This window comes from Salinivibrio sp. PR919, assembly GCF_001995355.1.
Classification (GTDB): domain Bacteria; phylum Pseudomonadota; class Gammaproteobacteria; order Enterobacterales; family Vibrionaceae; genus Salinivibrio; species Salinivibrio proteolyticus.
This window is the reverse complement of record NZ_MUFL01000038.1, coordinates 1-22,871: the sequence shown is the minus strand read 5'-3', so window position 1 is coordinate 22,871 and position 22,871 is coordinate 1. Positions and strand designations below refer to the sequence as shown.

At 50.4% G+C, this 22,871-nt stretch carries 23 protein-coding genes; 14 read left to right on the top strand and 9 right to left on the bottom strand.

Annotated features, from left to right (window positions below; all coding sequences use genetic code 11):
- Window positions 1-58 precede the first annotated feature (58 nt).
- Entirely contained in the window at window positions 59-262 is a 204-nt protein-coding gene (locus BZG83_RS09050; RefSeq protein WP_077480202.1) for a hypothetical protein, read from the bottom strand.
- Window positions 263-383: 121 nt separating this feature from the next.
- Between BZG83_RS09050 and tusA the strand changes: the two genes are divergently transcribed.
- On the top strand, window positions 384-632 hold the full coding sequence (tusA, locus tag BZG83_RS09045; protein ID WP_069586522.1) for a sulfurtransferase TusA: 249 nt from the start codon (window positions 384-386) through the stop codon (window positions 630-632).
- Between the two features lie 33 nt (window positions 633-665).
- Here the strand turns inward: tusA and BZG83_RS09040 are convergent, their stop codons facing one another.
- Complete coding sequence (locus BZG83_RS09040) at window positions 666-1,226, bottom strand: TMEM165/GDT1 family protein (protein ID WP_077480201.1); 561 nt, start codon at window positions 1,224-1,226, stop codon at window positions 666-668.
- Window positions 1,227-1,602: 376 nt separating this feature from the next.
- On the opposite strand from BZG83_RS09040, the gene glyQ reads away from it, so the two are divergent.
- The 3 genes from glyQ (at window position 1,603) to BZG83_RS09025 (ending at window position 6,188) form a co-directional block, all read left to right on the top strand.
- Window positions 1,603-2,514, top strand: a complete 912-nt coding sequence (gene glyQ, locus BZG83_RS09035; RefSeq protein WP_046074837.1) for a glycine--tRNA ligase subunit alpha — start codon at window positions 1,603-1,605, stop codon at window positions 2,512-2,514.
- A gap of 9 nt (window positions 2,515-2,523) precedes the next feature.
- Window positions 2,524-4,593, top strand: coding sequence for a glycine--tRNA ligase subunit beta (glyS, locus tag BZG83_RS09030; protein ID WP_077480200.1), 2,070 nt, complete (start codon window positions 2,524-2,526; stop codon window positions 4,591-4,593).
- Between the two features lie 341 nt (window positions 4,594-4,934).
- Window positions 4,935-6,188, top strand: coding sequence for a valine--pyruvate transaminase (locus tag BZG83_RS09025; protein ID WP_077480199.1), 1,254 nt, complete (start codon window positions 4,935-4,937; stop codon window positions 6,186-6,188).
- 571 nt (window positions 6,189-6,759) lie between these two features.
- Here BZG83_RS09025 and BZG83_RS09020 read toward each other — a convergent pair.
- The 7 genes from BZG83_RS09020 to dnaA form a co-directional block, all read right to left on the bottom strand.
- Window positions 6,760-7,197 (bottom strand): Hsp20 family protein, encoded by a 438-nt coding sequence (locus BZG83_RS09020; RefSeq protein WP_077458063.1) that lies wholly within the window; start codon window positions 7,195-7,197, stop codon window positions 6,760-6,762.
- Between the two features lie 214 nt (window positions 7,198-7,411).
- Window positions 7,412-7,810 carry a VOC family protein gene (locus BZG83_RS09015; RefSeq protein ID WP_077480198.1) on the bottom strand — a complete coding sequence of 133 codons (399 nt, stop codon included), beginning with the start codon at window positions 7,808-7,810 and terminating at the stop codon, window positions 7,412-7,414.
- Between the two features lie 29 nt (window positions 7,811-7,839).
- Window positions 7,840-8,217: a VOC family protein gene (locus BZG83_RS09010; protein WP_077480197.1), complete on the bottom strand. Its 378-nt coding sequence runs from the start codon at window positions 8,215-8,217 to the stop codon at window positions 7,840-7,842.
- A 157-nt stretch (window positions 8,218-8,374) separates the two neighbouring features.
- Window positions 8,375-10,792, bottom strand: a complete 2,418-nt coding sequence (gyrB, locus tag BZG83_RS09005; RefSeq protein WP_077480196.1) for a DNA topoisomerase (ATP-hydrolyzing) subunit B — start codon at window positions 10,790-10,792, stop codon at window positions 8,375-8,377.
- Between the two features lie 18 nt (window positions 10,793-10,810).
- Window positions 10,811-11,890, bottom strand: a complete 1,080-nt coding sequence (gene recF, locus BZG83_RS09000) for a DNA replication/repair protein RecF (RefSeq protein ID WP_077480195.1) — start codon at window positions 11,888-11,890, stop codon at window positions 10,811-10,813.
- A 3-nt stretch (window positions 11,891-11,893) separates the two neighbouring features.
- Window positions 11,894-12,994 (bottom strand): DNA polymerase III subunit beta, encoded by a 1,101-nt coding sequence (dnaN, locus tag BZG83_RS08995; RefSeq protein ID WP_077480194.1) that lies wholly within the window; start codon window positions 12,992-12,994, stop codon window positions 11,894-11,896.
- Between the two features lie 2 nt (window positions 12,995-12,996).
- Window positions 12,997-14,394 (bottom strand): chromosomal replication initiator protein DnaA, encoded by a 1,398-nt coding sequence (gene dnaA / locus BZG83_RS08990; RefSeq protein WP_077480193.1) that lies wholly within the window; start codon window positions 14,392-14,394, stop codon window positions 12,997-12,999.
- Between the two features lie 346 nt (window positions 14,395-14,740).
- Here dnaA and BZG83_RS08985 point away from each other — a divergent pair, with 346 nt between their 5' ends.
- The 10 genes from BZG83_RS08985 (at window position 14,741) to mioC (ending at window position 22,727) form a co-directional block, all read left to right on the top strand.
- Window positions 14,741-15,454 (top strand): amino acid ABC transporter substrate-binding protein, encoded by a 714-nt coding sequence (locus BZG83_RS08985; RefSeq protein WP_415752744.1) that lies wholly within the window; start codon window positions 14,741-14,743, stop codon window positions 15,452-15,454.
- A 57-nt stretch (window positions 15,455-15,511) separates the two neighbouring features.
- Complete coding sequence (locus BZG83_RS08980; RefSeq protein WP_069590737.1) at window positions 15,512-16,183, top strand: amino acid ABC transporter permease; 672 nt, start codon at window positions 15,512-15,514, stop codon at window positions 16,181-16,183.
- Window positions 16,180-16,926 (top strand): amino acid ABC transporter ATP-binding protein, encoded by a 747-nt coding sequence (locus BZG83_RS08975; RefSeq protein ID WP_077480191.1) that lies wholly within the window; start codon window positions 16,180-16,182, stop codon window positions 16,924-16,926. The genes BZG83_RS08980 and BZG83_RS08975 overlap by 4 nt, the downstream gene beginning before the upstream one ends.
- 222 nt (window positions 16,927-17,148) lie before the next feature.
- Entirely contained in the window at window positions 17,149-17,283 is a 135-nt protein-coding gene (gene rpmH / locus BZG83_RS08970; protein ID WP_025672864.1) for a 50S ribosomal protein L34, read from the top strand.
- Window positions 17,284-17,296: 13 nt separating this feature from the next.
- Complete coding sequence (rnpA, locus tag BZG83_RS08965; protein WP_069590733.1) at window positions 17,297-17,668, top strand: ribonuclease P protein component; 372 nt, start codon at window positions 17,297-17,299, stop codon at window positions 17,666-17,668.
- The gene (gene yidD, locus BZG83_RS08960) at window positions 17,620-17,880 is read left to right on the top strand and encodes a membrane protein insertion efficiency factor YidD (RefSeq protein WP_077456636.1); all 261 of its coding nucleotides are present in this window, start codon (window positions 17,620-17,622) and stop codon (window positions 17,878-17,880) included. Before rnpA ends, yidD begins: the two co-directional genes overlap by 49 nt.
- A 2-nt stretch (window positions 17,881-17,882) precedes the next feature.
- A complete protein-coding gene (yidC, locus tag BZG83_RS08955; RefSeq protein ID WP_077480190.1) occupies window positions 17,883-19,496 on the top strand; it encodes a membrane protein insertase YidC in 1,614 nt (537 codons plus the stop codon).
- Window positions 19,497-19,594: 98 nt separating this feature from the next.
- Window positions 19,595-20,959 carry a tRNA uridine-5-carboxymethylaminomethyl(34) synthesis GTPase MnmE gene (gene mnmE, locus BZG83_RS08950; RefSeq protein WP_077456640.1) on the top strand — a complete coding sequence of 455 codons (1,365 nt, stop codon included), beginning with the start codon at window positions 19,595-19,597 and terminating at the stop codon, window positions 20,957-20,959.
- Between the two features lie 225 nt (window positions 20,960-21,184).
- Window positions 21,185-22,264 (top strand): GGDEF domain-containing protein, encoded by a 1,080-nt coding sequence (locus BZG83_RS08945; protein WP_158011505.1) that lies wholly within the window; start codon window positions 21,185-21,187, stop codon window positions 22,262-22,264.
- A 10-nt stretch (window positions 22,265-22,274) separates the two neighbouring features.
- On the top strand, window positions 22,275-22,727 hold the full coding sequence (gene mioC, locus BZG83_RS08940; RefSeq protein WP_077456644.1) for an FMN-binding protein MioC: 453 nt from the start codon (window positions 22,275-22,277) through the stop codon (window positions 22,725-22,727).
- Window positions 22,728-22,871 lie beyond the last annotated feature (144 nt).

Here is a 22,871-nt window from a genome sequence, read left to right as displayed (position 1 = left end):
CCGAAAGCGGGGAAGCCCAAGAAAACTGGGAGTGAGTGTAGCTGTTGAGTGAGTTAGCCTAGTCAGGCTGCGAACGTGGTGTCGAAGTGGCTAAGGTTTCTACCAATAGCCCCAGCGCTGCAGCGCAAATTGCTAGTGTTGCCAAGAGAGTGTGCTCATGACTATGCGTTAACCCCAAAAAAGCGAGTCCACTCAGCCCTGTGTAAGCAGCGATACGGTGTCCATAAGCTAAGCCCAATTTGCCCGTTTGTGCTTTTCTCATGACCTCGCCTTTCGTTAACTACTTGTTAATTAATCTACACATTCTTTTTACAAACACAACCCTGTTTGAATAATTCCTCGCCATAAGTATGATCAGACCGACATTTTTCGAGGTATTTAACATGACTGCCCCTTTTGACCATGCCGATCTCCAACTTGATGCCATAGGCCTACGTTGCCCCGAGCCCGTAATGATGGTGCGTAAGCGTATCCGCCATATGGATGACGGTCAGACCTTACTGATCACCGCGGATGATCCCTCCACCACGCGTGATATCCCGAGTTTTTGTCGCTTTATGGACCATACCCTGGTCGCAGCCCAAACAGAGACCGTGCCGTTTCAATTTTTGATCAAAAAAGGGCTGGCATAACGCCGACCCTTACTCATTCATCATTGTCCTGCGCTAACTCAGTAGATACCAGGTATCAAGGACAGCCAACGCCGCAAACATGGCTGCGGCGAGCGCCCGTACCACCGCAAATGGCACATGACGCTGAATTCTATCACCCGCCAGCACCACGGGGACATTGGCCAACAACATGCCAATGGTTGACCCTATCACCACCACCCAAAGCGCATCATTAAACTGGGCGCCCAATGCTGTGGTTGCGATCTGAGTTTTATCGCCAATTTCTGCAACAAAAAAAGCACTGAAGCTCGCCCAAAACGCACTTTTACCCTGAATACCTTCTTCCTCGAGCTTGTCAGGGATCAGCATCCATACCGCCATCACGCTAAAACTGATGATCAAAACAATATGCAATACGGTATCGGTCAGTATATCGGCAGCGACCACCCCGAGCCAGGCGGCAATGGCGTGGTTGACTAACGTCGCCACGAAAATAGCAAAGATAATCACCGCGGGTTTACGAAAACGTGTCGCTAACGCCAGCGATAGTAGTTGGGTTTTATCCCCGATTTCCGCCAAAGTGACGGTGGAGATAGAAATAGCAAGAACGCTCATGACATTGCTCATCCGGGGCAGGGCTTATTATGATTCAACCACGACAACACACACGCCCCACCCCGGTTCGTGCGATTGTCGTTGGTCTCGTCAAGCCCAGAGCACCTAATGGCAGGCTTGCAATCACCATGAAGATTTTGCTTCAACTGTGTTGATGATTGCCCCACTGACTGTGCAGTGGTCGACTACTCCCCAAGACGGCGCTAGTGTACGATTTGAACAATCACTTGGCAACTTCTATTCCTCCTCCCTCTGTACGCAGAAAATAAGCGAATCAAAGGCGCACAAAAATCCGCCAGCCCCCTACTGCTTGAGCGCGCTGCGAGTTATAATTGCCAGCTATTTTCTCCATTCATCAACTCGCGCGAACCTGACAATGCATAAATTCGATATCAAAACCTTTCAGGGTATGATCCTCGCGCTGCAGGATTATTGGGCCCAGCAAGGCTGCACCATTGTTCAGCCGCTAGACATGGAAGTGGGTGCAGGTACCTCCCACCCAATGACATGCTTGCGTGCACTTGGTCCAGAGCCCATTGCAGCGGCTTACGTTCAACCTTCTCGTCGTCCTACCGATGGGCGTTATGGCGAGAACCCGAACCGTCTGCAGCACTACTACCAGTTTCAAACCATCCTGAAACCGTCACCCGATAACATTCAAGAGCTGTATTTAGGCTCGCTGCGTGTGCTGGGTATTGATCCAGAAGTCCACGACATTCGCTTTGTGGAAGATAACTGGGAAAACCCAACGCTTGGCGCTTGGGGCCTCGGCTGGGAAGTCTGGCTGAACGGGATGGAGATCACCCAGTTTACCTACTTCCAGCAAGTCGGCGGATTGGAATGTAAACCGGTCACTGGTGAGATTACCTACGGTATCGAACGTCTGGCGATGTACATTCAAGAAGTCGATTCTGTGTATGATCTGGTTTGGACCGATGGCCCATTTGGCAAAGTCACCTACGGCGATATTTTCCACCAAAACGAAGTGGAGCAATCGACCTACAACTTTGAACACGCTGATGTTGATTTTCTGTTCCGCTACTTTGACCAGTGCGAAGCCGAAAGTACCAAGCTACTGGATCTCGAGCAGCCGCTCCCTTTGCCTGCTTACGAACAGATCCTAAAAGCCGGTCATGCGTTCAACCTGCTGGATGCGCGTAAAGCCATCTCAGTGACTGAACGTCAACGCTATATTCTGCGCATTCGCACACTGACTAAACGTGTCGCCGAAGCCTACTACGCATCTCGCGAAGCGCTGGGCTTCCCGATGTGCCGACACACCAAATAAGGGAGCATCATGGCAACGCAAAATTTCCTGATTGAGCTCGGCACTGAAGAGCTACCACCCACAGCCTTGCGCACCTTGGCTGAAGCTTTTGCCAGCCAATTCGACGCACAATTGAAAGACGCTGATCTGAGCCACCAAGGGATTACTTGGTACGCCTCCCCGCGTCGCTTAGCACTTAAAGTGGCGGCGTTGAGCGATCGCCAGCCAGATAAAGTGGTTGAGAAACGCGGACCTGCGGTCAGCGCCGCCTTTGACGCAGATGGCAACCCCACCAAAGCGGCCATGGGTTGGGCGCGCGGTAACGGGATTGACGTGAGCGAGGCCGAGCGCCTAAAAACCGATAAAGGTGAATGGTTGCTGTATCGTCAACACGTACCCGGTCAAGCCATCGACGCCTTATTGCCGGTACTGGCCGACAACGCCCTGAGCAAACTGCCTATTCCTAAACCCATGCGCTGGGGTGACAAAGACACCCAGTTTATCCGCCCAGTGAAAACCTTGGTGATGCTGTATGGGGACACCTTGATTGAAGGCACCATCCTTGGCGTGGCGTCCAATCGCGTGATTCGCGGTCACCGCTTTATGGGTGAATCGAGCTTAACGCTGGATCATGCCGACCAATACCCAGAGCGTCTTGAGCGTGAAGGTAAGGTCATGGCCGATTATGAAAAGCGTAAGGCATTGATTATTAAAGATGCCAAAGCAGCAGCTGCCGCGGTTGGTGGGATGGCTGAGCTGGATGAAGACTTGGTTGAAGAAGTCACCTCACTGGTGGAATGGCCAGTGGTACTGACGGCCTCTTTTGAGGACAAGTTCCTTAAAGTGCCATCAGAAGCGCTGGTGTACACCATGAAAGGCGACCAAAAGTACTTCCCTGTCTATGACGCTAACGGCGAGCTACTGCCCAAGTTCATCTTCGTATCTAACATTGAATCGAAAGATCCGGCGCAGGTTATCTCAGGGAATGAAAAAGTCGTGCGTCCTCGCCTCGCGGATGCTGAGTTCTTCTTTGATACTGACCGCAAGCGCCCATTGATTGATCGCCTGCCAGAGCTAGATAGCGCGGTATTCCAAAAGCAATTGGGTACCATCAAAGATAAAACCGATCGCATTACTGCACTCGCAGGACAGATTGCAGAGCGTATCGGCGCCGACAAGTCACACACTGAGCGCGCAGGCCAACTGGCTAAGTGTGATCTCATGACCTCGATGGTGTTTGAATTCACTGAAACCCAAGGCGTGATGGGCATGCACTATGCGCGTCATGATGGCGAGCCTGAAGCCGTAGCGCTGGCACTGAATGAGCAATACTGGCCGCGCTTCGCCGGTGATAAGCTACCTACCACACCGGTCTCCTCAGCACTCGCGATGGCTGACAAAATGGATACCATCGTGGGCATCTTTGGTATTGGTCAAGCACCTAAAGGCAGCGACCCCTTCGCCCTGCGTCGTGCCGCGTTAGGCGTTCTACGTATTATCGTCGAGAACGGCTATCAGCTTGATCTTGTCGACCTCATCCGTGATGCCAAAGCTCAGTACGATGACCGTCTGACTCACAAAGAGGTAGAGGCGGATGTCCTCGACTTTATGCTAGGTCGTTTCCGCGCTTGGTACCAAGATATGGGCTATAGCGTGGATATCATCCAAGCGGTGTTGGCACGTCGTCCAACCAAGCCTGCAGACTTTGACAGCCGCGTGAAAGCGGTGTCGCACTTCCGCAGTCTTGAAGAAGCCGAAGCACTCGCCGCGGCCAACAAGCGTGTAGGCAATATCTTGGCCAAGTATGACGGCGAGCTCCCTAGCAGCGTCGATACAAGCTTGCTACAAGAAGACGCTGAAAAAGCATTGGCGGACGTGGTCGCTGAGAAAGTCGCTGCGGTTAAACCTTTATTTGCTGACAGCGATTATCAAGGCGCGTTGACCGAGCTGGCGCAATTGCGCACACCGGTTGATACCTTCTTTGATAACGTGATGGTCATGGCAGACGATCCTGCACTGAAAGCCAACCGTTTGGCGATGCTTCACCTTATCCGTGAGCAGTTCCTCAACGTGGCAGATATTTCTGTTCTACAGAAGTAATTATCAGCAAAACACGACTCAGCCCCGCTATGACGCGGGGCTTTTTTATTGCATCAAGGTGTATCTACTCTTAACGCCTCACCCGTGATTATCTCTCTCCCTATCCAATCCATCGAGAGATTGTCGACGCACCCTCATGGTTTCACGTGGAACAATCAGCGCCTAAATCACTGCTGCAATGGTTCCGTCAAGGTGTACCGATAACGTAACAAGTCCGTCAATCGCACGCCCTATTGATTATCCAATAACGAGCTTTCGATACTTTCTTTTGCACAATAGATTGTTGTATGTTGATGGCTGTTTAACCATAACAACAACACCGAACCTTGAAGGCAGTAACCATGGAAGTCACTCACTTTGGCGAGAAACTCGCTAACCACTCAGGCATCACGCAACTAATGGACGATCTGAATGATGGCTTACGTAACCCAGACGCCATTATGTTGGGTGGCGGCAACCCTGCAGCCATCCCAGAAATGCTTGAATATTTTAAAACGCTTAGCCAGTCAATGTTGGAAGATGGCAGTCTATTACATGCCATGACCAACTATGATGGCCCCCAAGGTAAATCGGCATTGCTCAATGCGCTCGCTGAACTTCTTAATCAGACCTATGGCTGGCAACTCTCAAGCAAGAACATCATGCTGACCAATGGCAGCCAAAGTGCATTCTTCTATCTGTTTAACCTATTAGCTGGACGCTACGCCGATGGTAGCCACAAAAAAATCTTGCTGCCCCTTGCGCCCGAATATATCGGTTATGGTGACGCCGGCATCAACGACGATATTTTTGTTAGCTACCAACCTGATATTGAATTATTGGATAACCGCCAATTTAAGTACCACGTCGACTTCAGTCGCCTAAAGATTGATGAAAGTATTGGCGCCATCTGTGCTTCCCGCCCGACTAACCCGACCGGGAACGTGTTAACCGATAACGAAATTCAACAACTGGACCAACTCGCACGCGACAACAATATTCCACTAATTATCGATAACGCCTATGGCACGCCCTTCCCTGATATTATTTTTGAAGACGTCGCACCGTTCTGGAATGAAAACACCATCCTCTGCTCTAGCCTCAGTAAGCTAGGGTTGCCAGGTGTGCGTTGTGGGATAGTGATTGCGAATGAAGCAGTGATCAGTGCGATGTCAAATATCAATGGCATCGTCAGCCTGTCGCCAAACAGTGTGGGGCCAGCAATGGCACTAGCGATGATAGAACGTGGTGATCTATTACGCTTAAGCAAAGACGTCGTTCGTCCTTTCTACCAACAAAAGTCACAGCGCACCTTAAAGATGGTGCTGGAGACCATTAACGATGAGCGAGTTCGTGTTCATAAGCCAGAAGGCGCTATCTTCCTGTGGCTCTGGTTTAACGAGCTCCCAATCTCTACCCAAGAGTTATATAAACGCTTAAAGGCCCGCGGTGTACTTGTTGTCCCCGGAGAGTATTTCTTTATTGGTGTGGAGCACGAAGGCTGGGATCATGCTAAACAATGTATTCGCATGAACTATGTCCAAGAAGATGATGCCATGCAACAAGGTATAAAAGTGATTGCCGAAGAAGTCGCGCGCGCCTACAACGAAGGATAAATGTTGGTTTCACGTGGAACATAGGTACACGCATGTTCCACGTGAAACCTTCCATTAAACCTCTCGCAATGGGAAAATGCGCCATACCATTTCCCTTCTCGCTTCTATCTAACCTGACCTTCTTCTGCTAACCGACTACTTTTTCCTTTCATCAGCTTAAGCCCTAATTATCGGTCGCTTGGTCTTAATATAGAACCATTCTGCACCCCATATTTCTAAACGGGTTAATACGGCGCAGTGCGAATAATCATTTGGCTTGGCAAATAGTATTGGATCGTTCACTTGAGACAATCCAAATGTTCCACGTGAAACCTATCGACTTTATTCTGTGCAACAACTCAGATTCTTGTTCACAGCTCGACCACGCGCTTTTTTAAACACAGTCCATAATAGTAGGTTCAACCCGCAGCATCATTAGCGAGGGATAACCGCCCACGAGTACAAGTGAAGGGAACGTGTCTATAAAGTGAAGATGTAAAACAGGCTTGCGAATCGGAACACCATAATTCGCTAGCCACAAAAAAGGGCAGCCATGCTGCCCTCTCCTTTTTCGTATCGTTCTGGCCGACACTTACTCAACGTTTTCGAGTAAACGGCTACCGATTTCGATGCGACGAGGTTTTTCCTCTTCAGGCACCTCACGCACTAAATCAATATGAAGCATGCCGTTTTCCATTTCCGCCCCCGTCACTTTAATGTGATCGTCGAGGTGGAACTTGCGTTCGAAATCACGCTCAGCAATGCCCTGATACAAAAACTTCGTATCTTGATTACGGCTGTGTTTTTTACCTGCAACCGTGAGGCTGTTTTTTTGCTGAGTAATGTCTACTTCGTCTTGGCTAAAGCCAGCGACCGCCATRGTAATTCGGTATTGGTTCTCTTTGCCTTGCTCAATGTTGTAAGGAGGAAAACCACCTGCGTTTGACGCATTCGTGTTTTCAACCAAATCGAACAAACGGTCAAAACCAATTGCGGTACGATAGAGTGGAGAGAAATCAAAGTTACGCATAATCTTACCCTTCCTATGAAGCAATAAAATATCATCTACGGCTTTCCAACTTGGACAAGCCCCCGGCGACCCAATGGCATCGCCTCATTACTCTATATAAGGTTGCGCGATTTGATTTCAAGCCTCGTCGAGCGATTTTTTATCATCGCTTCTCATGTCACTGGTTATCCATCAATACAGGTGCGTTCATATATCCTCTGATCGCTTTGATAAACTACGACTCAGGATGATGGCATACCGCTTCAATGTTATTGCCGTCTGGGTCAATAAGAAATGCCCCAAAGTAATGGTTGTGATACATAGGCCTCAGACCTGGCTTACCATTATCGATTCCACCAGCCTCCATTCCAGCATCGTAAAACGCCTCCACTGTCGTTCTTGTCGGTGCTGAAAATGCTATATGACGAGGGGTATAGAGAGTCTGGGTTTCTATCACCCAAAAGATGGGCCGATCGCTTGGTCCAAAAGCACACATTCGCTGGGTCGGAAAATCAGTATTCCATTCTGCAACAAACTCCATTTGGATCGCATAGCCGAGCGGCTCAAACACCGAACGATAGAACTCTTTAGTCGCCGAGAAATTCGTTGCGTAAGTACTTAGATGGTCAATCATAGTTGCTCCTTATTGGGATAGCGGCATGCTTAATCAATAGGTGCGACACGCACGAAATGCCCATCAGGATCTTGAATAACGAAGGTTCGGCCAAACACATCATTGTAAGGAGATTGAACAACATTGATGGTGAGGTTGTTCGACCATTGGTCAAAAACGGCATCAACGTCATCATTGGTGGGCACCATAATGCCAATTTCGCTTAGTCGTGTGATTGATGGTGAGGGCTGCTCGCCGCCGGTCCACAACGCGAACAAAGCATCGCCCTGCTCAGAGGCAGAAAAGGCGACGTATCTTGGGCTGGTAAACACTGGCTCACACTGAAACAGTTGCTGGTAGAAACTCACGGAACGGTCAATATTAGACACATAAACCAGTTGGAGATTAGCACGCGTTTTTATAGACATCAGGCTTCCTATCACTTTGTCGTTACGGAGCTATTGAGTCTACTCACCCACAAAATACTGTATATAAAAACAGTTTTCTATTGTGTACTGCCTCGCATAAAAATAAAAAAGGCCAGCAAAGCTGGCCTTAATCATGGTTAACCCATTGATTTACCGTTTAAACGTCAAGGTTTTCCACTTTGAGTGCGTTATTTTCGATAAAGGCACGGCGTGGCTCAACTTGATCACCCATCAAGGTGGTAAACAGCTCGTCTGCAGCGACTGCATCTTGAATGGTCACCTGCATCATACGGCGACCTTCAGGATCCATGGTGGTTTCCCAAAGCTGTTCTGGATTCATTTCACCTAGACCTTTGTAACGCTGACGCGATACACCACGCGTCGACTCTTTAATCAGCCAGTTTAGCGCTTGCTCAAAGCTTTCCACTTCTTGTTTACGCTCGCCCCGCTGCACATAAGCGCCTTCATCAAGCAGCTCATTAAGCGTTTCAGACAAGCTGGCAATACGCCCATACTCTTTCGAGTTTAAGAAGTCGTAACTCACCAGATATTTGTGATCAACACCGTGCGTCCGTACCACCAGCTCCGGCACCCACACTTGATGCTCTTCGTCTAAGCGGCAAGATGCTTTGTATTGACTTTCACCCGTTGACTTACGGTTTAGAATCGCAACGATGTTTTCAACCCACTTCTTCGCCGCCCACTCATCACGCAAGTCGTCGACCGACAAGCGAGGCTGGTACAACAATTCATTGAGCAGCGAAGCCGGATAACGGCGGTTCATGCGCTTAATCAGCTTGATCACACCATTGTATTCTTTGACCAACTTCTCGAGTGATTCACCGTGCATCGCCGGTGCTTCTGCGTTCACAAACAAGGAAGCATTTTCCAACGCCAACGCGACTTGGTATTGCTCCATGGCTTCGTCATCTTTGATGTATTGCTCTTGTTTTCCTTTCTTCACCTTGTACAAAGGAGGTTGAGCAATGTAGATATAACCACGCTCAATCAGCTCTGGCATTTGGCGATAGAAGAAGGTCAACAGCAAGGTACGAATGTGCGAGCCGTCGACATCCGCATCGGTCATGATGATGATGCTGTGATAGCGTAGCTTGTCCGGATCATACTCTTCTCGACCGATACCACACCCCATCGCAGTGATTAGGGTCGCGACTTCTTGCGACGAGAGCATTTTATCAAAACGGGCTTTTTCCACGTTAAGGATCTTACCTTTGAGCGGCAAAATCGCTTGGTTCTTACGGTTACGCCCTTGTTTGGCCGAGCCACCTGCCGAGTCACCCTCCACAATGTAGAGTTCAGACAGTGCCGGATCTTTTTCTTGGCAGTCGGCAAGCTTGCCAGGTAGGCCCGCTAAATCTAACGCACCTTTACGTCGAGTCATCTCTCGCGCTTTACGTGCCGCATCACGCGCGCGCGCCGCATCGATAATCTTAGTGCACACCACTTTGGCGTCCGCTGGATGTTCAATCAAAAAGTCAGACAGGTGTTCACCCATGGCCGACTCAACGGCAGACTTCACTTCTGACGACACCAGCTTATCTTTGGTTTGGCTTGAGAACTTAGGATCAGGCACTTTCACCGACACCACAGCGGTCAACCCCTCACGAGCATCATCGCCCGAGGTCGCCGCTTTGGCTTTCTTCGAGTAGCCTTCTTTATCCATAAAGCTATTAAGCGTACGCGTTAGCGCGGCGCGGAATCCGGCAAGGTGGGTACCACCATCGCGCTGTGGAATGTTGTTGGTAAAGCAGTAGATGTTTTCTTGGTAGCCGTCATTCCATTGCATCGCCACTTCAACGCTCACACCATCTTCACGGGTGTGTTCAAAATGGAATACCGAGGGGTGAATCGCGGTTTTCTTATTGTTGAGGTGTTCAACAAAGGCGCGGATGCCCCCTTCGTATTTGAAGTGATCCGCTTTATCTTCTTCGCGCTCATCCACCAGCTTGATCGATACACCTGAGTTCAGGAACGACAGCTCACGCAGACGCTTGGCTAAAATGTCATAGTTGAAATTGATGTCAGAGAAGGTTTCTTCACTGGGCCAAAAACGGATACGGGTACCGGTTTGTTCGGTATCACCAATCACCGCCAATGGGCCTTGTGGCTCACCGTGGGAAAAATTGAGCTGGTGAATATGGCCATCACGCCAAATGGTCAACTCTAGCTTCTCAGAGAGTGCGTTCACCACGGACACACCCACGCCGTGCAAACCACCGGAAACTTTGTAGGAGTTGTCGTCAAACTTACCGCCGGCATGCAATACCGTCATGATAACTTCAGCGGCGGAGACCCCTTCTTCTTCGTGGATATCAACAGGAATACCACGACCATCATCTTTCACCGAGACAGAGCCGTCTTCGTGGATGGTCGCCACGATATCGTTACAATGTCCGGCTAGTGCTTCATCGATCGAGTTATCGACCACTTCGAACACCATGTGGTGGAGGCCGGTACCGTCGTCTGTGTCGCCGATATACATTCCCGGACGCTTACGGACGGCGTCCAAGCCCTTCAGTACCTTGATACTCGATGAATCGTATTCGTTGGACATTGAGTTACTCTCGCTTATTTATCCTGCGTTTATTTTGCCATGTTCCACATGAAACATCTTACTATTTTCGTCGCACATTTCCGCGACTTGATCGGCACTAATGGCGCTGACAAAAACCTGTGCGCCGGTGCGCTTGAGTTCGCTTGCCAATAGGGCTCGGCGGCGACTATCAAGCTCCGATGCAAAATCATCAATCAAGTAAATACAGGCAATTCCCTGTTGTTCACTATAGAGCTGGCCTTGTGCAAGTCGTAGCGCACAAACCATTAATTTTAACTGACCTCGGGACAACACATCATCCACTRGCGTCCCTTGCACCTTGATGCGCAAATCCGCCTTGTGCGGTCCGGAGACGGTGTATCCCATTTGTTGGTCGCGCTCAAAATTGGCTGCCAACAAGGTTTGGTAATCCGTGTCTTTCTCCCACCCTCGAGAGAAACTAAATTGTATCGAAAATTCGGGTAAAAAAGCCTCACATAATGCGGCAGCGCGTTCAGCTACGGCATCCACGTAATCGGCTCGCCACTGACTTATTTGCTCAGCCAACACCGCCAATTCCGCATCCCACATCTGGATGTCTCGGTAGCGCCGCGCCGTTTTCAACGCAGCGTTGCGTTGTTTAGTGAGTCGTTTGACCCGCGTCCAGGCTTCGAAAAAGCCAGCTTGAGAGTGAAACACGCCCCAATCGACAAACGCGCGGCGAAATTTGGGGCCATCCGTCAGCAGCTCAAACCCTTCAGGAGTAATCAGCTGCAAGGGCAGCACTTTTGCCAAGGCCACCAGCTTCTGCCCTTTTTCTTGGCCTATTTTAACATCTGCACTGCCATCACGGCGCTTTTGAATACCGACAGGAAGCAAGATCGCATCTTGAGTTTTAACCCGTCCATGCACGGTTAAGCTGGGTTGCTGATGACGGATCACTCGGCTATTGAGTGCGCTGCGAAACGAGCGTCCGTGGCCAAGAAAGTGGATGGCCTCAAGCACACTGGTTTTACCGCTACCGTTGGGGCCAATTAAAAAGTTAAAGCCTGACGACAGTTCGATATCGCAGGCTTCAATATTCCTAAAGTCGTGAACGACCAATCGAGTAAGCGCCATAACCTAGAGGCGGATTGGCATCACAACATACATGGCATCATCGCGGGCACAGTCTTCAATAAGGGTACTGCCCACCGCATCTGTCATCGAAAAGCGCACTTTGTCACAACGTAAGGTGTTGAGTACATCCAACACATAGCTGACGTTAAAGCCAATTTCGATCGGCTCGCCTTGAAAGGTGACGTCGAGAAATTCTTCGGCTTCTTCCTGCTCCGGGTTATTGGCGGAAATACGTAGCTCGCTGCCTTCAATATTCATCCGAACGCCACGAAATTTCTCGTTAGACAGCACCGCAGCTAACGACAGCGCTTGCTTGAGCTCCGCACAGTCGACCTCAAGTGTGCGAGAAGTGGATTGCGGCAGCACGCGACGATAGTCTGGGAAACGACCATCCACCAATTTAGAGGTGAAGGTGACATTGCCAACCACGGCACGAATGTTCGATGCGCCAATTTGAATATTAACGAGGTGCTCACTGTCATCTAACAAGCGCGCGAGCTCACTCACCCCTTTACGCGGCACAATCACCTGTTGCGCGGGTAAGGTATCATCCATCGAGAGCTGACAGACCGCCATCCGGTGCCCGTCGGTTCCGACCGTCCGTAATGTCTGCCCTTCTGTTTCAAACAACAGCCCGTTGAGGTAATAGCGTACGTCTTGGTTTGCCATCGAAAACTGGGTCGCGTCAATCAGGTGACGCAACTTATCTTGTGGCAGCTGCAAACTTACATCTGCCTGCCACTGCTCGATGTTGGGATAATCATTAGCCGGCAATGTCGACAGCGTAAAGCGGCTACGTCCCGCGCGTACCACCACACGATCGCCTTCTTGAGCAACCGTAATTTGGGCTTCACTGTGTAACCCTTTAATGATGTCCATAAACTTGCGCGAAGGCACTGTAATCGCACCGTCGAGGTAATCGCCTTCCAACGGCGCGGTGGCATTCAGCTCCACTTCCATGTCCGTTGCTGTCAACGTCAATGCCTGATCAGCCACTTGGATGAGTAAGTTACTGAGAATTGGCAGCGTGCTTCGCCCACCCAGTGCGCCTGATACTTGTTGCAGCGGCTGTAGCAGCTGCTCTCGCGTAAGAGTAAATTTCATAATTAAGAGGACAATGTTCGAATCAGGTTAGAGTAATCTTCTTTAATGTCGTGGCTTTCTTCACGGAGCTGCTCGATTTTACGACACGCATGCAGCACAGTGGTATGGTCACGGCCACCAAAGGCATCACCAATTTCTGGCAAACTGTGGTTGGTTAGCTCTTTGGACAAGGCCATCGCCATTTGACGAGGGCGCGCGACCGACCGTGAACGACGCTTCGACAATAAATCCGCCATCTTGATTTTATAATACTCAGCGACTGTTTTCTGAATATTATCAATGGTGACCAGTTTTTCTTGCAAGGCGAGCAGATCTCGCAACGCTTCTCGGACAAAATCGATGGTGATCGCACGCCCGGTAAAGTTCGCGTTGGCAATCACGCGGTTGAGGGCTCCTTCCAGCTCTCGGACGTTGGAGCGTAAGCGCTTGGCGATAAAGAACGCCACCTCATCCGGTAACCGAATCGCATGATCTTCGGCTTTTTTCATCAAAATCGCCACTCGCGTTTCCAGTTCTGGCGGCTCAATGGCGACCGTCAGGCCCCACCCGAATCGCGACTTTAAGCGATCCTCAACCCCGTTGATCTCTTTAGGATAGCGGTCAGAGGTCAGAATGATCTGCTGGTTACCCTCAAGCAACGCATTAAAGGTATGGAAGAATTCTTCTTGCGAGCGTTCTTTGTTGGCAAAAAATTGAATGTCATCGATCAACAGTGCATCGACACTGCGGTAATAACGCTTAAATTCTTCAATCGCATTATTTTGTAGCGCCTTCACCATGTCTTGCACAAAACGTTCTGAGTGCATGTACACCACGCGCGCATCCGCTTTACGATCGGAAATCGCATTACCCACCGCATGCAACAAGTGAGTTTTACCTAAGCCCGTGCCGCCATAAAGAAAAAGCGGATTATAGGCCGCCCCTGGGTTATCCGACACCTGACGCGCCGCCGCTAACGCTAACTGGTTAGACTTACCCTCAACAAAGTTATTGAACTTGTGCTTGGGGTTCACGTTAGAGCGATGATTGACATCCGACTGAACGGGTGATGGCGCCGGTTCCCACACTCGACCTCGGCTCGGGGCCGGCTGGGCTTGCTGGGGTGCAGGAGCCGCTGCCGGTCCGGCTGGCGCCGAGGCGGGCGCTGCAGACACAGGTTTGCTGCCCACTTCAAACCGCAGCATGGGCACGTCGACGCCACAAAACTCGTTCAACAGCTGGTTAATTTGATGCAAGTATTTGTCTCGCACCCAATCAAGCACAAAGCGGTTTGGGGCGAACAGGGTCAACGTATTGTCATTGAGCTCGGCTTGTAACGGCCGCACCCACATACTGAATTCTGTTGCAGGTAGGTCTTCCTGAAGGCGCTCAAGACACTGCAACCAAAGCGATGATGACACGTTTGACTCCACGCAGTTATACCGAAAAAGAAAAGGCCACAATGGTACTCCTGTCAGGCGAAGATCGCCACCCACAAGATCCCGAAATCAGTGAATAAGATCGGAGTTATTCACATAGATCCCACAGATATACCATGGATCGCCACAAGGTACCCGCTTTTTACTCACAAGATTGCACACATCTCCTTAATGAGACGCGCGCGGAGAATTAAGTTATGGCTCATAACCAGACGGTATTTCTCGCCAGTAATCGTTCACTTCTATGATACGCCTCCTATTATTGAAGTTGTCATTACGGAGTATTGTCATGAGTAAATGGATCTTGAGCACCTTGCTAAGTGTGAGCATGGTGATTTCAGTGCCCGCGTTCGCCCAAGAAACCGTGAAAGTGGGGATGTCTGGGCGCTATTTCCCTTTCACCTTTGTGAAGCAAGACCAGCTGCAAGGGTTTGAAGTTGACCTTTGGGATGAGATTGGCCGCCGCAATGACTACCAAGTCGAGTATGTGACCGCTAACTTCTCTGGCCTGTTTGGTCTGTTACAAACCGGGCGCATCGACACCATTTCTAACCAAATCACCATCACCGACGAGCGTCAGGCAACCTATTTGTTCACCGACCCGTATGTGGTCGACGGCGCACAGATCACGGTTCGCAAAGGCAATGACACGATTCAGTCTGTGGCTGATCTGAAAGGCAAAACTGTTGCAGTGAACCTCGGCTCGAACTTCGAGCAGTTGTTACGCGAACACTCGGCAGCCGAGGATATCGACATTAAAACCTACGAGACCGGGATTGAACACGATGTCGCGCTCGGTCGGGCCGATGCGTTTGTGATGGATCGCCTGTCAGCCATGCAGCTGATTAAAGAATCGGGCTTGCCACTTCAACTGGCCGGGCAACCGTTTGAAACCATTGCCAATGCTTGGCCATTTGTCGACTCAGCACGCGGTCAGCGCCTACGTGATGAAGTGAACACCGCCCTCTCAGCCATGCGAGAAGATGGTACCTTGGCACAGATTTCTGTTAAGTGGTTTGGCGGCGACGTCACTAAAAAGTAAGTATTTACTCACATAAATAGGCCCGCTTTAGCGGGTCTGTGTATCTAAAGGACAGACATGGCGTTTGATTTTGACTATATGGCCTCTCTGTTCCCGTTACTGCTGAAGTATCTGGGGATCACGTTAGAGATGGCGGTGTGGGGATTAGTGTTTGCACTGATTTTGGCAGTGACGATTGCACTGATCCGCGTGTTTCGCCTACCGGTTTTCAATGGCCTCGCGCAACTGTTTATTAGTTTCTTTCGCGGTACGCCACTTCTGGTTCAGCTGTTTTTACTGTATTACGGTCTGCCTCAGGTCATCCCCGCGTTAGTCGGAATGGATGCTTTCACAGCCGCGGTGATCGGGATCAGCTTACACTTTTCTGCTTATATGGCCGAGTCAATTCGTGCCGCCATTACCAGCGTGGATCGCAGTCAAATGGAAGCCAGTCTGGCCATTGGCATGACGACTCGCCAAGCCATGCAGCGCATTGTGTTACCACAGGCAGCACGGATCGCACTTCCCTCTCTGATGAATTACTTCATCGATATGATCAAAGCCACATCACTTGCCTTCACGCTCGGGGTGGCAGAAATCATGGCGAAGGCGCAGATGGAAGCGTCGTCGAGCTTTAAATTCTTCGAAGCCTATTTGGCGGTCGCACTGATCTACTGGGCGGTCGTGGTCGCTTTGACCCGAGTACAACTTTGGGCAGAAAGCCATCTTAATAAGGCGTACCAACGATGATTAAGATAGAAAAGCTTAAAAAAGTCTACCAAGGCGTCGCGGTACTTGATGGCATCGATTTGACTATCGAGCGTGGCGAAATCGTGTGTATTATTGGCCCAAGCGGTACGGGAAAATCCACCCTATTGCGCTGTATTAATTTTCTCGAGCGTGCTGAGCAAGGGGTGATCAGTATCGGCGATCAGCGTGTTGATAGTGGCGATGCAAGCACCCGTAAACAGGCGATTTTGGCGTTGCGGCGCCAGACCGGCTTTGTATTTCAAAATTATGCCTTATTTGCTCACCTCACGGCACGAGACAATATCGCCGAAGGATTGCGAACGGTAAAAGGCTGGTCTAAAGAGGCAGCACGTCAGCGCGCGCAACAAATCCTCGACGACATAGGCTTGGGTGATAAAGGAGACCATTACCCCGCTTCCTTATCGGGTGGACAGCAACAACGGGTTGGCATTGGCCGTGCGATGGCACTTGAGGCCGAATTATTGCTTTTCGATGAGCCTACCTCTGCATTAGACCCAGAGTGGGTTGGCGAAGTGTTGGCGTTGATGAAAAAGCTCGCCACACGCCATCAAACCATGCTGGTGGTCACTCACGAGATGCAGTTTGCTCGCGATGTCGCTGACCGCGTGGTATTTATGAACGACGGCCACATCATAGCCCAAGGCACACCGGATTGGCTATTTAATCACTGCGCCGATCCACGCTTGCATAAGTTTTTGAATCAAGTCGGGATCGCTTCTTAACTTGCGCTCGTAAACGAAGGATCCTTGCGATCTCTGACTGAGCGCTTATAATTCCCGGCCCGGAGTGGCATCGGTTTAGTGATTGACTAATCGTTAGTCAATGGCTACAATCCGCCCTCTTTGTTGAGAGGCGTCGGAGACATTGGCTAAGGTATTGCCTGTTGCTAACCTCCCACGTCGGGTTAACAAACCTAACACTGATCAGTAATAAAGGTAGAAACCATGAAACGCACTTTTCAACCTTCAGTTCTAAAGCGTAAGCGCACTCACGGTTTCCGTGCGCGCATGGCGACTAAGAACGGCCGTAAGGTCATTGCCGCTCGCCGTGCGAAAGGCCGCAAGCAGCTTTCTAAATAATCCGCAGTGATTTGTGAATAAGCTCGCTTATCCTCGGGAGTTACGTCTGCTAACTCCCGAACATTTCAGTGCCGTCTTCCAGCAACCGCATCGCGCCGGTTCGCCGCACTTAACCATACTCGCCCGATCTAACTCGCTCGACCACCCACGTCTCGGTCAAGCTGTTCCGAAAAAGCAAATCAAACTTGCCGTTGATCGCAACCGCTTTAAACGTGTGGTTCGCGAGAGCTTTCGTTTACGTCAGCATCAACTACCGGCGAAAGATTTTGTGGTGATCGCGAAAAAAAGTGCCAACGACCTAAGCAATCAAGCGCTGCGAGACGAATTGGACAAGTTATGGCAACGTTTGTCGCGACCGCCGCGCAAAAAGCGCTCATCGCGCTGATTCGGGGATATCAACTGGTGATCAGCCCATTGATTGGGCCACGATGCCGGTTTACACCAACCTGTTCCCACTATGCCATCATGGCGATTCAATCCCATGGTGTGATAAAAGGGTGTTGGTTGGCAGGCAAACGTCTATTAAAATGCCACCCTTTGAATGATGGCGGTTACGATCCCGTGCCGCCTTGCGACCACCATAACAGAGACAATTAACAATGGATTCCCAACGTAATATCCTGTTGATTGCCCTATTGTTCGTTTCTTTCATGCTGTACATGGAATGGAACAAACCAGAATCCCCGCAGCCGCAGGGACAGGGCGTTGAGCAGCAGCAAACCACTCACAGTGACGTGCCTAGCAGCGACAATGGCGATACCACGTCTCTCGATGCACAGCCTGTCTCTGACAAGCTCGTCACCATCAAAACCGATGTATTAACACTTAAAGTGGATACACAAGGCGGTGATGTTGTGCACGCCGAGCTGCCTCAGTACGATGCGGAGCTCAACTCTGACAATGCCTTCACGCTGCTGCACACCAAACCCGATCACACCTTTGTGGCGCAAAGCGGTTTAATTGGTGCCAATGGTATTGATACTGCGCAAGGCCGTGCCCAGTATCAGGTGGCGCAAAACACCTTTACCCTCTCTGACGACCAAGACACCCTGCGCGTGCCAATGACGGTTGAAAAAGACGGGATCACGTACACCAAAACCTTTGTGCTTAAGCGTGGCAGCTATGCGGTGGATGTAGAGCACACCATCGATAACCAAACCGATGCCAACGCCAGTGTCACTATGTACACCCAGCTAARACAAAATCTGCTGGACGATGGCGGTAGCTTAACCATGCCAACCTACCGTGGTGGCGCGTACTCTACCGACGATAAACGTTACGAAAAATACAGCTTTGATGACATGCAAAGCAAAAACTTGAATGTGACGTTTAACCAAGGTTGGGCAGCGATGATCCAGCACTACTTTGCTACCGCGTGGATCCCACGTGCGGACAATAATGTGCTGAGCACCCGTACTACCGCCCAGTATGGTTATATCCAAACCAAAACCAGCGATACCATTGCAGCAGGCACCAGTAAAACGCTGACAGCAACCTTGTGGGTCGGTCCGAAACTGCAAGAACAAATGGCCGCGGTGRCACCAAGCCTGGATTTGGTGGTCGACTACGGCTGGCTATGGTTTATCGCTAAACCGCTGCACTGGTTGCTCTCCACCATTCAAACCTTTGTGGGGAACTGGGGTCTGGCCATCATCATGCTAACCTTCATCGTGCGTGGCGCCATGTACCCGCTCACTAAAGCGCAGTACACCTCGATGGCGAAAATGCGCATGCTGCAGCCTAAACTGCAAGAAATGAAAGAGCGTATCGGTGACGATCGTCAACGCATGAGCCAAGAGATGATGGAGCTCTATAAGCGTGAGAAGGTCAATCCGCTTGGTGGCTGTCTGCCATTGGTTCTGCAAATGCCGATCTTTATTGCCTTGTACTGGGCACTGATGGAGTCGGTAGAATTGCGCCATGCGCCATTCTTTGGCTGGATTCAAGACTTGTCGGCACAAGACCCATACTATGTGCTGCCGCTGTTGATGGGTGCATCCATGTTCTTGATTCAGAAGATGAGCCCAACCACAGTCACTGATCCTATGCAGCAGAAGATCATGACCTTTATGCCTGTGGTCYTTACCTTCTTCTTCTTGTTCTTCCCATCCGGTCTGGTTCTATACTGGTTGGTATCGAACATCGTAACGCTTATCCAGCAAACCTTGATTTATAAATCGCTGGAGAAAAAAGGCCTTCATTCCCGCTCGTAAGTTAGGCCGCGTCAAGCAATAATAAAAAGGCGACCACGCGGTCGCCTTTTTCACGTTTACGGCCTTTAGGCCTGTCACCGACATCAAGAGTGCGCAATATGGCTCAAACCGACACTATCGTGGCACAAGCCACAGCAACAGGCCGCGGCGGCGTAGGGATTGTCCGCGTGTCCGGCCCTCTCGCTCATGAGATTGGTACAAAAATGACGGGACGCGAGTTAGTGCCTCGTCGTGCGGATTATTTGCCTTTTCTCGATCAGGAAGGTCAACCTATCGATCAAGGCATTGCCCTATTCTTTAAAGGCCCCAATTCATTCACAGGTGAAGATGTTCTAGAGCTGCAAGGTCACGGTGGCCCCGTGATCATGGACATGCTTATTCAGCGAATCAGCGCCTTTGACGGCGTACGAGCAGCCCGACCCGGTGAATTCTCCGAGCGCGCCTTCTTAAACGATAAACTGGATTTAGCCCAGGCCGAAGCAATCGCCGATTTAATCGATGCCAGCTCAGAACAAGCGGCTCGCTCTGCGTTGCAGTCCCTGCAAGGGGCCTTTTCCAAGCAGGTCAACCAACTGGTCGAAAAAGTGATTCATCTGCGCATGTATGTGGAAGCGGCCATCGACTTTCCTGATGAAGAGATTGATTTTCTCTCTGACGGTAAAGTGGCCAGCGATCTTGGGCATATCATTGAGCGTCTCGCCCTGTTGCGTAAAGAAGCCAATCAAGGAGCGATTATGCGCGATGGGATGAAGGTGGTCATTGCCGGACGCCCGAATGCCGGTAAATCGAGCTTGCTCAATGCCCTTTCCGGTAAAGAGAGTGCCATTGTCACCGAAATCGCAGGTACCACCCGCGATGTGCTCCGTGAACATATTCACATTGACGGTATGCCACTGCATATCATCGATACCGCTGGCTTACGGGATGCCTCGGATGAAGTGGAACGGATTGGGATTGAACGCGCCTGGAGTGAAATCGAACACGCCGATCGGGTATTGTTTATGGTCGATGGCACCACAACCACGGCGACCGACCCGGCCCAAATTTGGCCAGAATTTGTCTCTCGCTTACCCGAAGGCATGGGGATGACGGTGATCCGCAACAAAGCCGATATTACTGAAGAACCACTCGGTTTATGTGCAGTCAGTGAGCCTGCGCTAATCCGCTTGAGTGCCAAAACCGGAGAAGGCGTTGATGCCTTACGCCAGCATCTAAAAGCCTGTATGGGCTATGCTGGAGGCAGCGAAGGCAGTTTTATGGCACGTCGTCGTCATCTGGATGCGCTCGCCAACGCCGCACACCACCTCGACATCGGCCAAGCGCAGCTAGAAGGCTATATGGCAGGCGAAATCCTTGCCGAGGAATTACGCTTAACCCAACAACACCTCAATACCATTACCGGTGAGTTCACGGCTGACGATTTGCTGGGCAAAATTTTCTCCTCGTTCTGTATCGGAAAATAATTATCCCCAGCTCCTTCAAGGGATCCTTACTGCGAGGATCCCTTATTCTGGCGGCGCTGATCGCGGTTATCCTCAGAGTAAGATCCTGACTTATCCCCACAGTTTTCACCATGATCTGCTACGTTAATAGTGCGTCTAGCTGGAGGTGAAATGCTCTCGTCCTTAAATCCGATCTTATCGATCGGTTTAACCCCTCAAAATCAACTCATGCGCCATCAGATTAGAATGATCAATCTGTTAGGGCTTATTTGTGTGCTCGGCACACTTATCTTCTCCGCGCTCTATTGGTTTGCCTTTCAAAGCGCTATCGCCGCGTGGCACAACCTCCTCTATGCAGGCCTGTATGCGGGCGTATGGGGGATAATGGCAGCGGGTCATTGGTCGATTGCGCGCTATTGGCTATTTGGGGTGTTCTTTGCCCAACAGTTTGTGATGTCTTACTGGGTACTGGATACAAATAGCCAAAACGAATTGTTACTGCTGGTGGTACCGACTGTGGTAGTTTTAGTCTTTGAACCCACAGAGCGCTTTGCGCGCTACGGACTGGCCTTAGGCGCCATCGCGTTGATGTTCGCCGCGCAAGTGCTTCCCGCCCCCACGCCGTTAGTTTATCTCTCTAGCCTCCACGCACAGACCCTCTATTTAAGTGTGGTGTTGGTGTTTGTTGCGCTGTCCGTGGTGTTAATGGACTTTTACTTGTTCGATTTATACGCCATCAACCGCCAAGCCCGTCAGCAAATTCAGCGCGATGCCCTTACCCAAACGTGGAGCGCCAGCTATTTCTACCAATGTGTCGGGCAGCACGGTCGCGCAACCGCTGACAATCCGCTGGCTATCCTGTGCATCAATCTCGATGGTTTTCAATCTCTTAATTGGCGATATGGCCGTGATACAGGTGATCAGCTCCTTCAATTTACCGCCCAACTTCTTATCCGCCACCTACCGCATGACGCTATCATCAGCCGCACACATGCCGATCAATTTTTGGTTATGTTGGCAGGCCAAGCCTGCTTAGCCGCCCCCCATTGTGCCGCTCAGTGCCGACAAGCTATTGCGGAAACGCCTTTTACCTTTGCTGGCGGCGCTTATGCGCTCACCGTATCGATTGGTTTGGTGCAACAAATGGAAGGCAAAATCCACGCTATTCCCTTGATTGATCAAGCCACTCGAGCGATGACGGACGCCAAATTCGCAGGGGGCAATCAAATTGTTTGCCAACCCAGCAACGCCCCTGATTTTGCTACACCTTCATCGATTGACTCTGAACCCAACTGCCGAAATACTAGTCGCGATAATCGTGAATAATGAGGACAGTATGGCAAATGTAACCATTATCACCGGCAGTACGCTCGGTGGTGCAGAATATGTCGGTGATCACCTTGCCGATCTCCTACAAGCAAAAGGCCATCAGGCCCACGTGGTCAATGAAGGGATCCTCGATGATGTACTGAGCGCCAGTACATTGTTGATCGTCACGTCCACCCATGGGGCTGGCGACTTTCCAGATAGCATCGCGCCTCTGATGGAGCAGTTAATGAGCGAGCGGCCACTGTTGCGCGATCTCCATTACGGTGTGGTCGGCATTGGAGATTCAAGCTATGACACCTTCTGCGAGGCCGGCATGAAGGCGGATGCCTTGTTACAAGACCTTGGCGCCGTCAAAGTCGGGGAACGGGTCGATATTGATATTCAAGCGCATCCGGTCCCTGAGGATGAAGCGGAACGTTGGTTTACCGAGTGGGAACCCTTGATCCACAAAATCAAGTGAGCATTGTTTAACCATTTAATCTGTGGATAACTAAGGAATAACCCAGTGATCTTCCTTTAGTTATCCATTTAATAGTTTTACCCCCTCCCTACCATTGTGGATAACATTTAATAGTTTTACCCCCTCCCTACCATTGTGGATAAC

Bases quoted from the DNA above. Each gene is read 5' to 3' on its own strand.
- BZG83_RS09050 (WP_077480202.1), bottom strand. From the start codon at position 262: ATGAGAAAAGCACAAACGGGCAAATTGGGCTTAGCTTATGGACACCGT.
- tusA (WP_069586522.1), top strand. From the start codon at position 384: ATGACTGCCCCTTTTGACCATGCCGATCTCCAACTTGATGCCATAGGC.
- BZG83_RS09040 (WP_077480201.1), bottom strand. From the start codon at position 1,226: ATGAGCGTTCTTGCTATTTCTATCTCCACCGTCACTTTGGCGGAAATC.
- glyQ (WP_046074837.1), top strand. From the start codon at position 1,603: ATGCATAAATTCGATATCAAAACCTTTCAGGGTATGATCCTCGCGCTG.
- glyS (WP_077480200.1), top strand. From the start codon at position 2,524: ATGGCAACGCAAAATTTCCTGATTGAGCTCGGCACTGAAGAGCTACCA.
- BZG83_RS09025 (WP_077480199.1), top strand. From the start codon at position 4,935: ATGGAAGTCACTCACTTTGGCGAGAAACTCGCTAACCACTCAGGCATC.
- BZG83_RS09015 (WP_077480198.1), bottom strand. From the start codon at position 7,810: ATGATTGACCATCTAAGTACTTACGCAACGAATTTCTCGGCGACTAAA.
- BZG83_RS09010 (WP_077480197.1), bottom strand. From the start codon at position 8,217: ATGTCTATAAAAACGCGTGCTAATCTCCAACTGGTTTATGTGTCTAAT.
- gyrB (WP_077480196.1), bottom strand. From the start codon at position 10,792: ATGTCCAACGAATACGATTCATCGAGTATCAAGGTACTGAAGGGCTTG.
- dnaN (WP_077480194.1), bottom strand. From the start codon at position 12,994: ATGAAATTTACTCTTACGCGAGAGCAGCTGCTACAGCCGCTGCAACAA.
- BZG83_RS08985 (WP_415752744.1), top strand. From the start codon at position 14,741: ATGGTGATTTCAGTGCCCGCGTTCGCCCAAGAAACCGTGAAAGTGGGG.
- BZG83_RS08980 (WP_069590737.1), top strand. From the start codon at position 15,512: ATGGCGTTTGATTTTGACTATATGGCCTCTCTGTTCCCGTTACTGCTG.
- BZG83_RS08975 (WP_077480191.1), top strand. From the start codon at position 16,180: ATGATTAAGATAGAAAAGCTTAAAAAAGTCTACCAAGGCGTCGCGGTA.
- rpmH (WP_025672864.1), top strand. From the start codon at position 17,149: ATGAAACGCACTTTTCAACCTTCAGTTCTAAAGCGTAAGCGCACTCAC.
- yidD (WP_077456636.1), top strand. From the start codon at position 17,620: ATGGCAACGTTTGTCGCGACCGCCGCGCAAAAAGCGCTCATCGCGCTG.
- mnmE (WP_077456640.1), top strand. From the start codon at position 19,595: ATGGCTCAAACCGACACTATCGTGGCACAAGCCACAGCAACAGGCCGC.
- BZG83_RS08945 (WP_158011505.1), top strand. From the start codon at position 21,185: ATGATCAATCTGTTAGGGCTTATTTGTGTGCTCGGCACACTTATCTTC.
- mioC (WP_077456644.1), top strand. From the start codon at position 22,275: ATGGCAAATGTAACCATTATCACCGGCAGTACGCTCGGTGGTGCAGAA.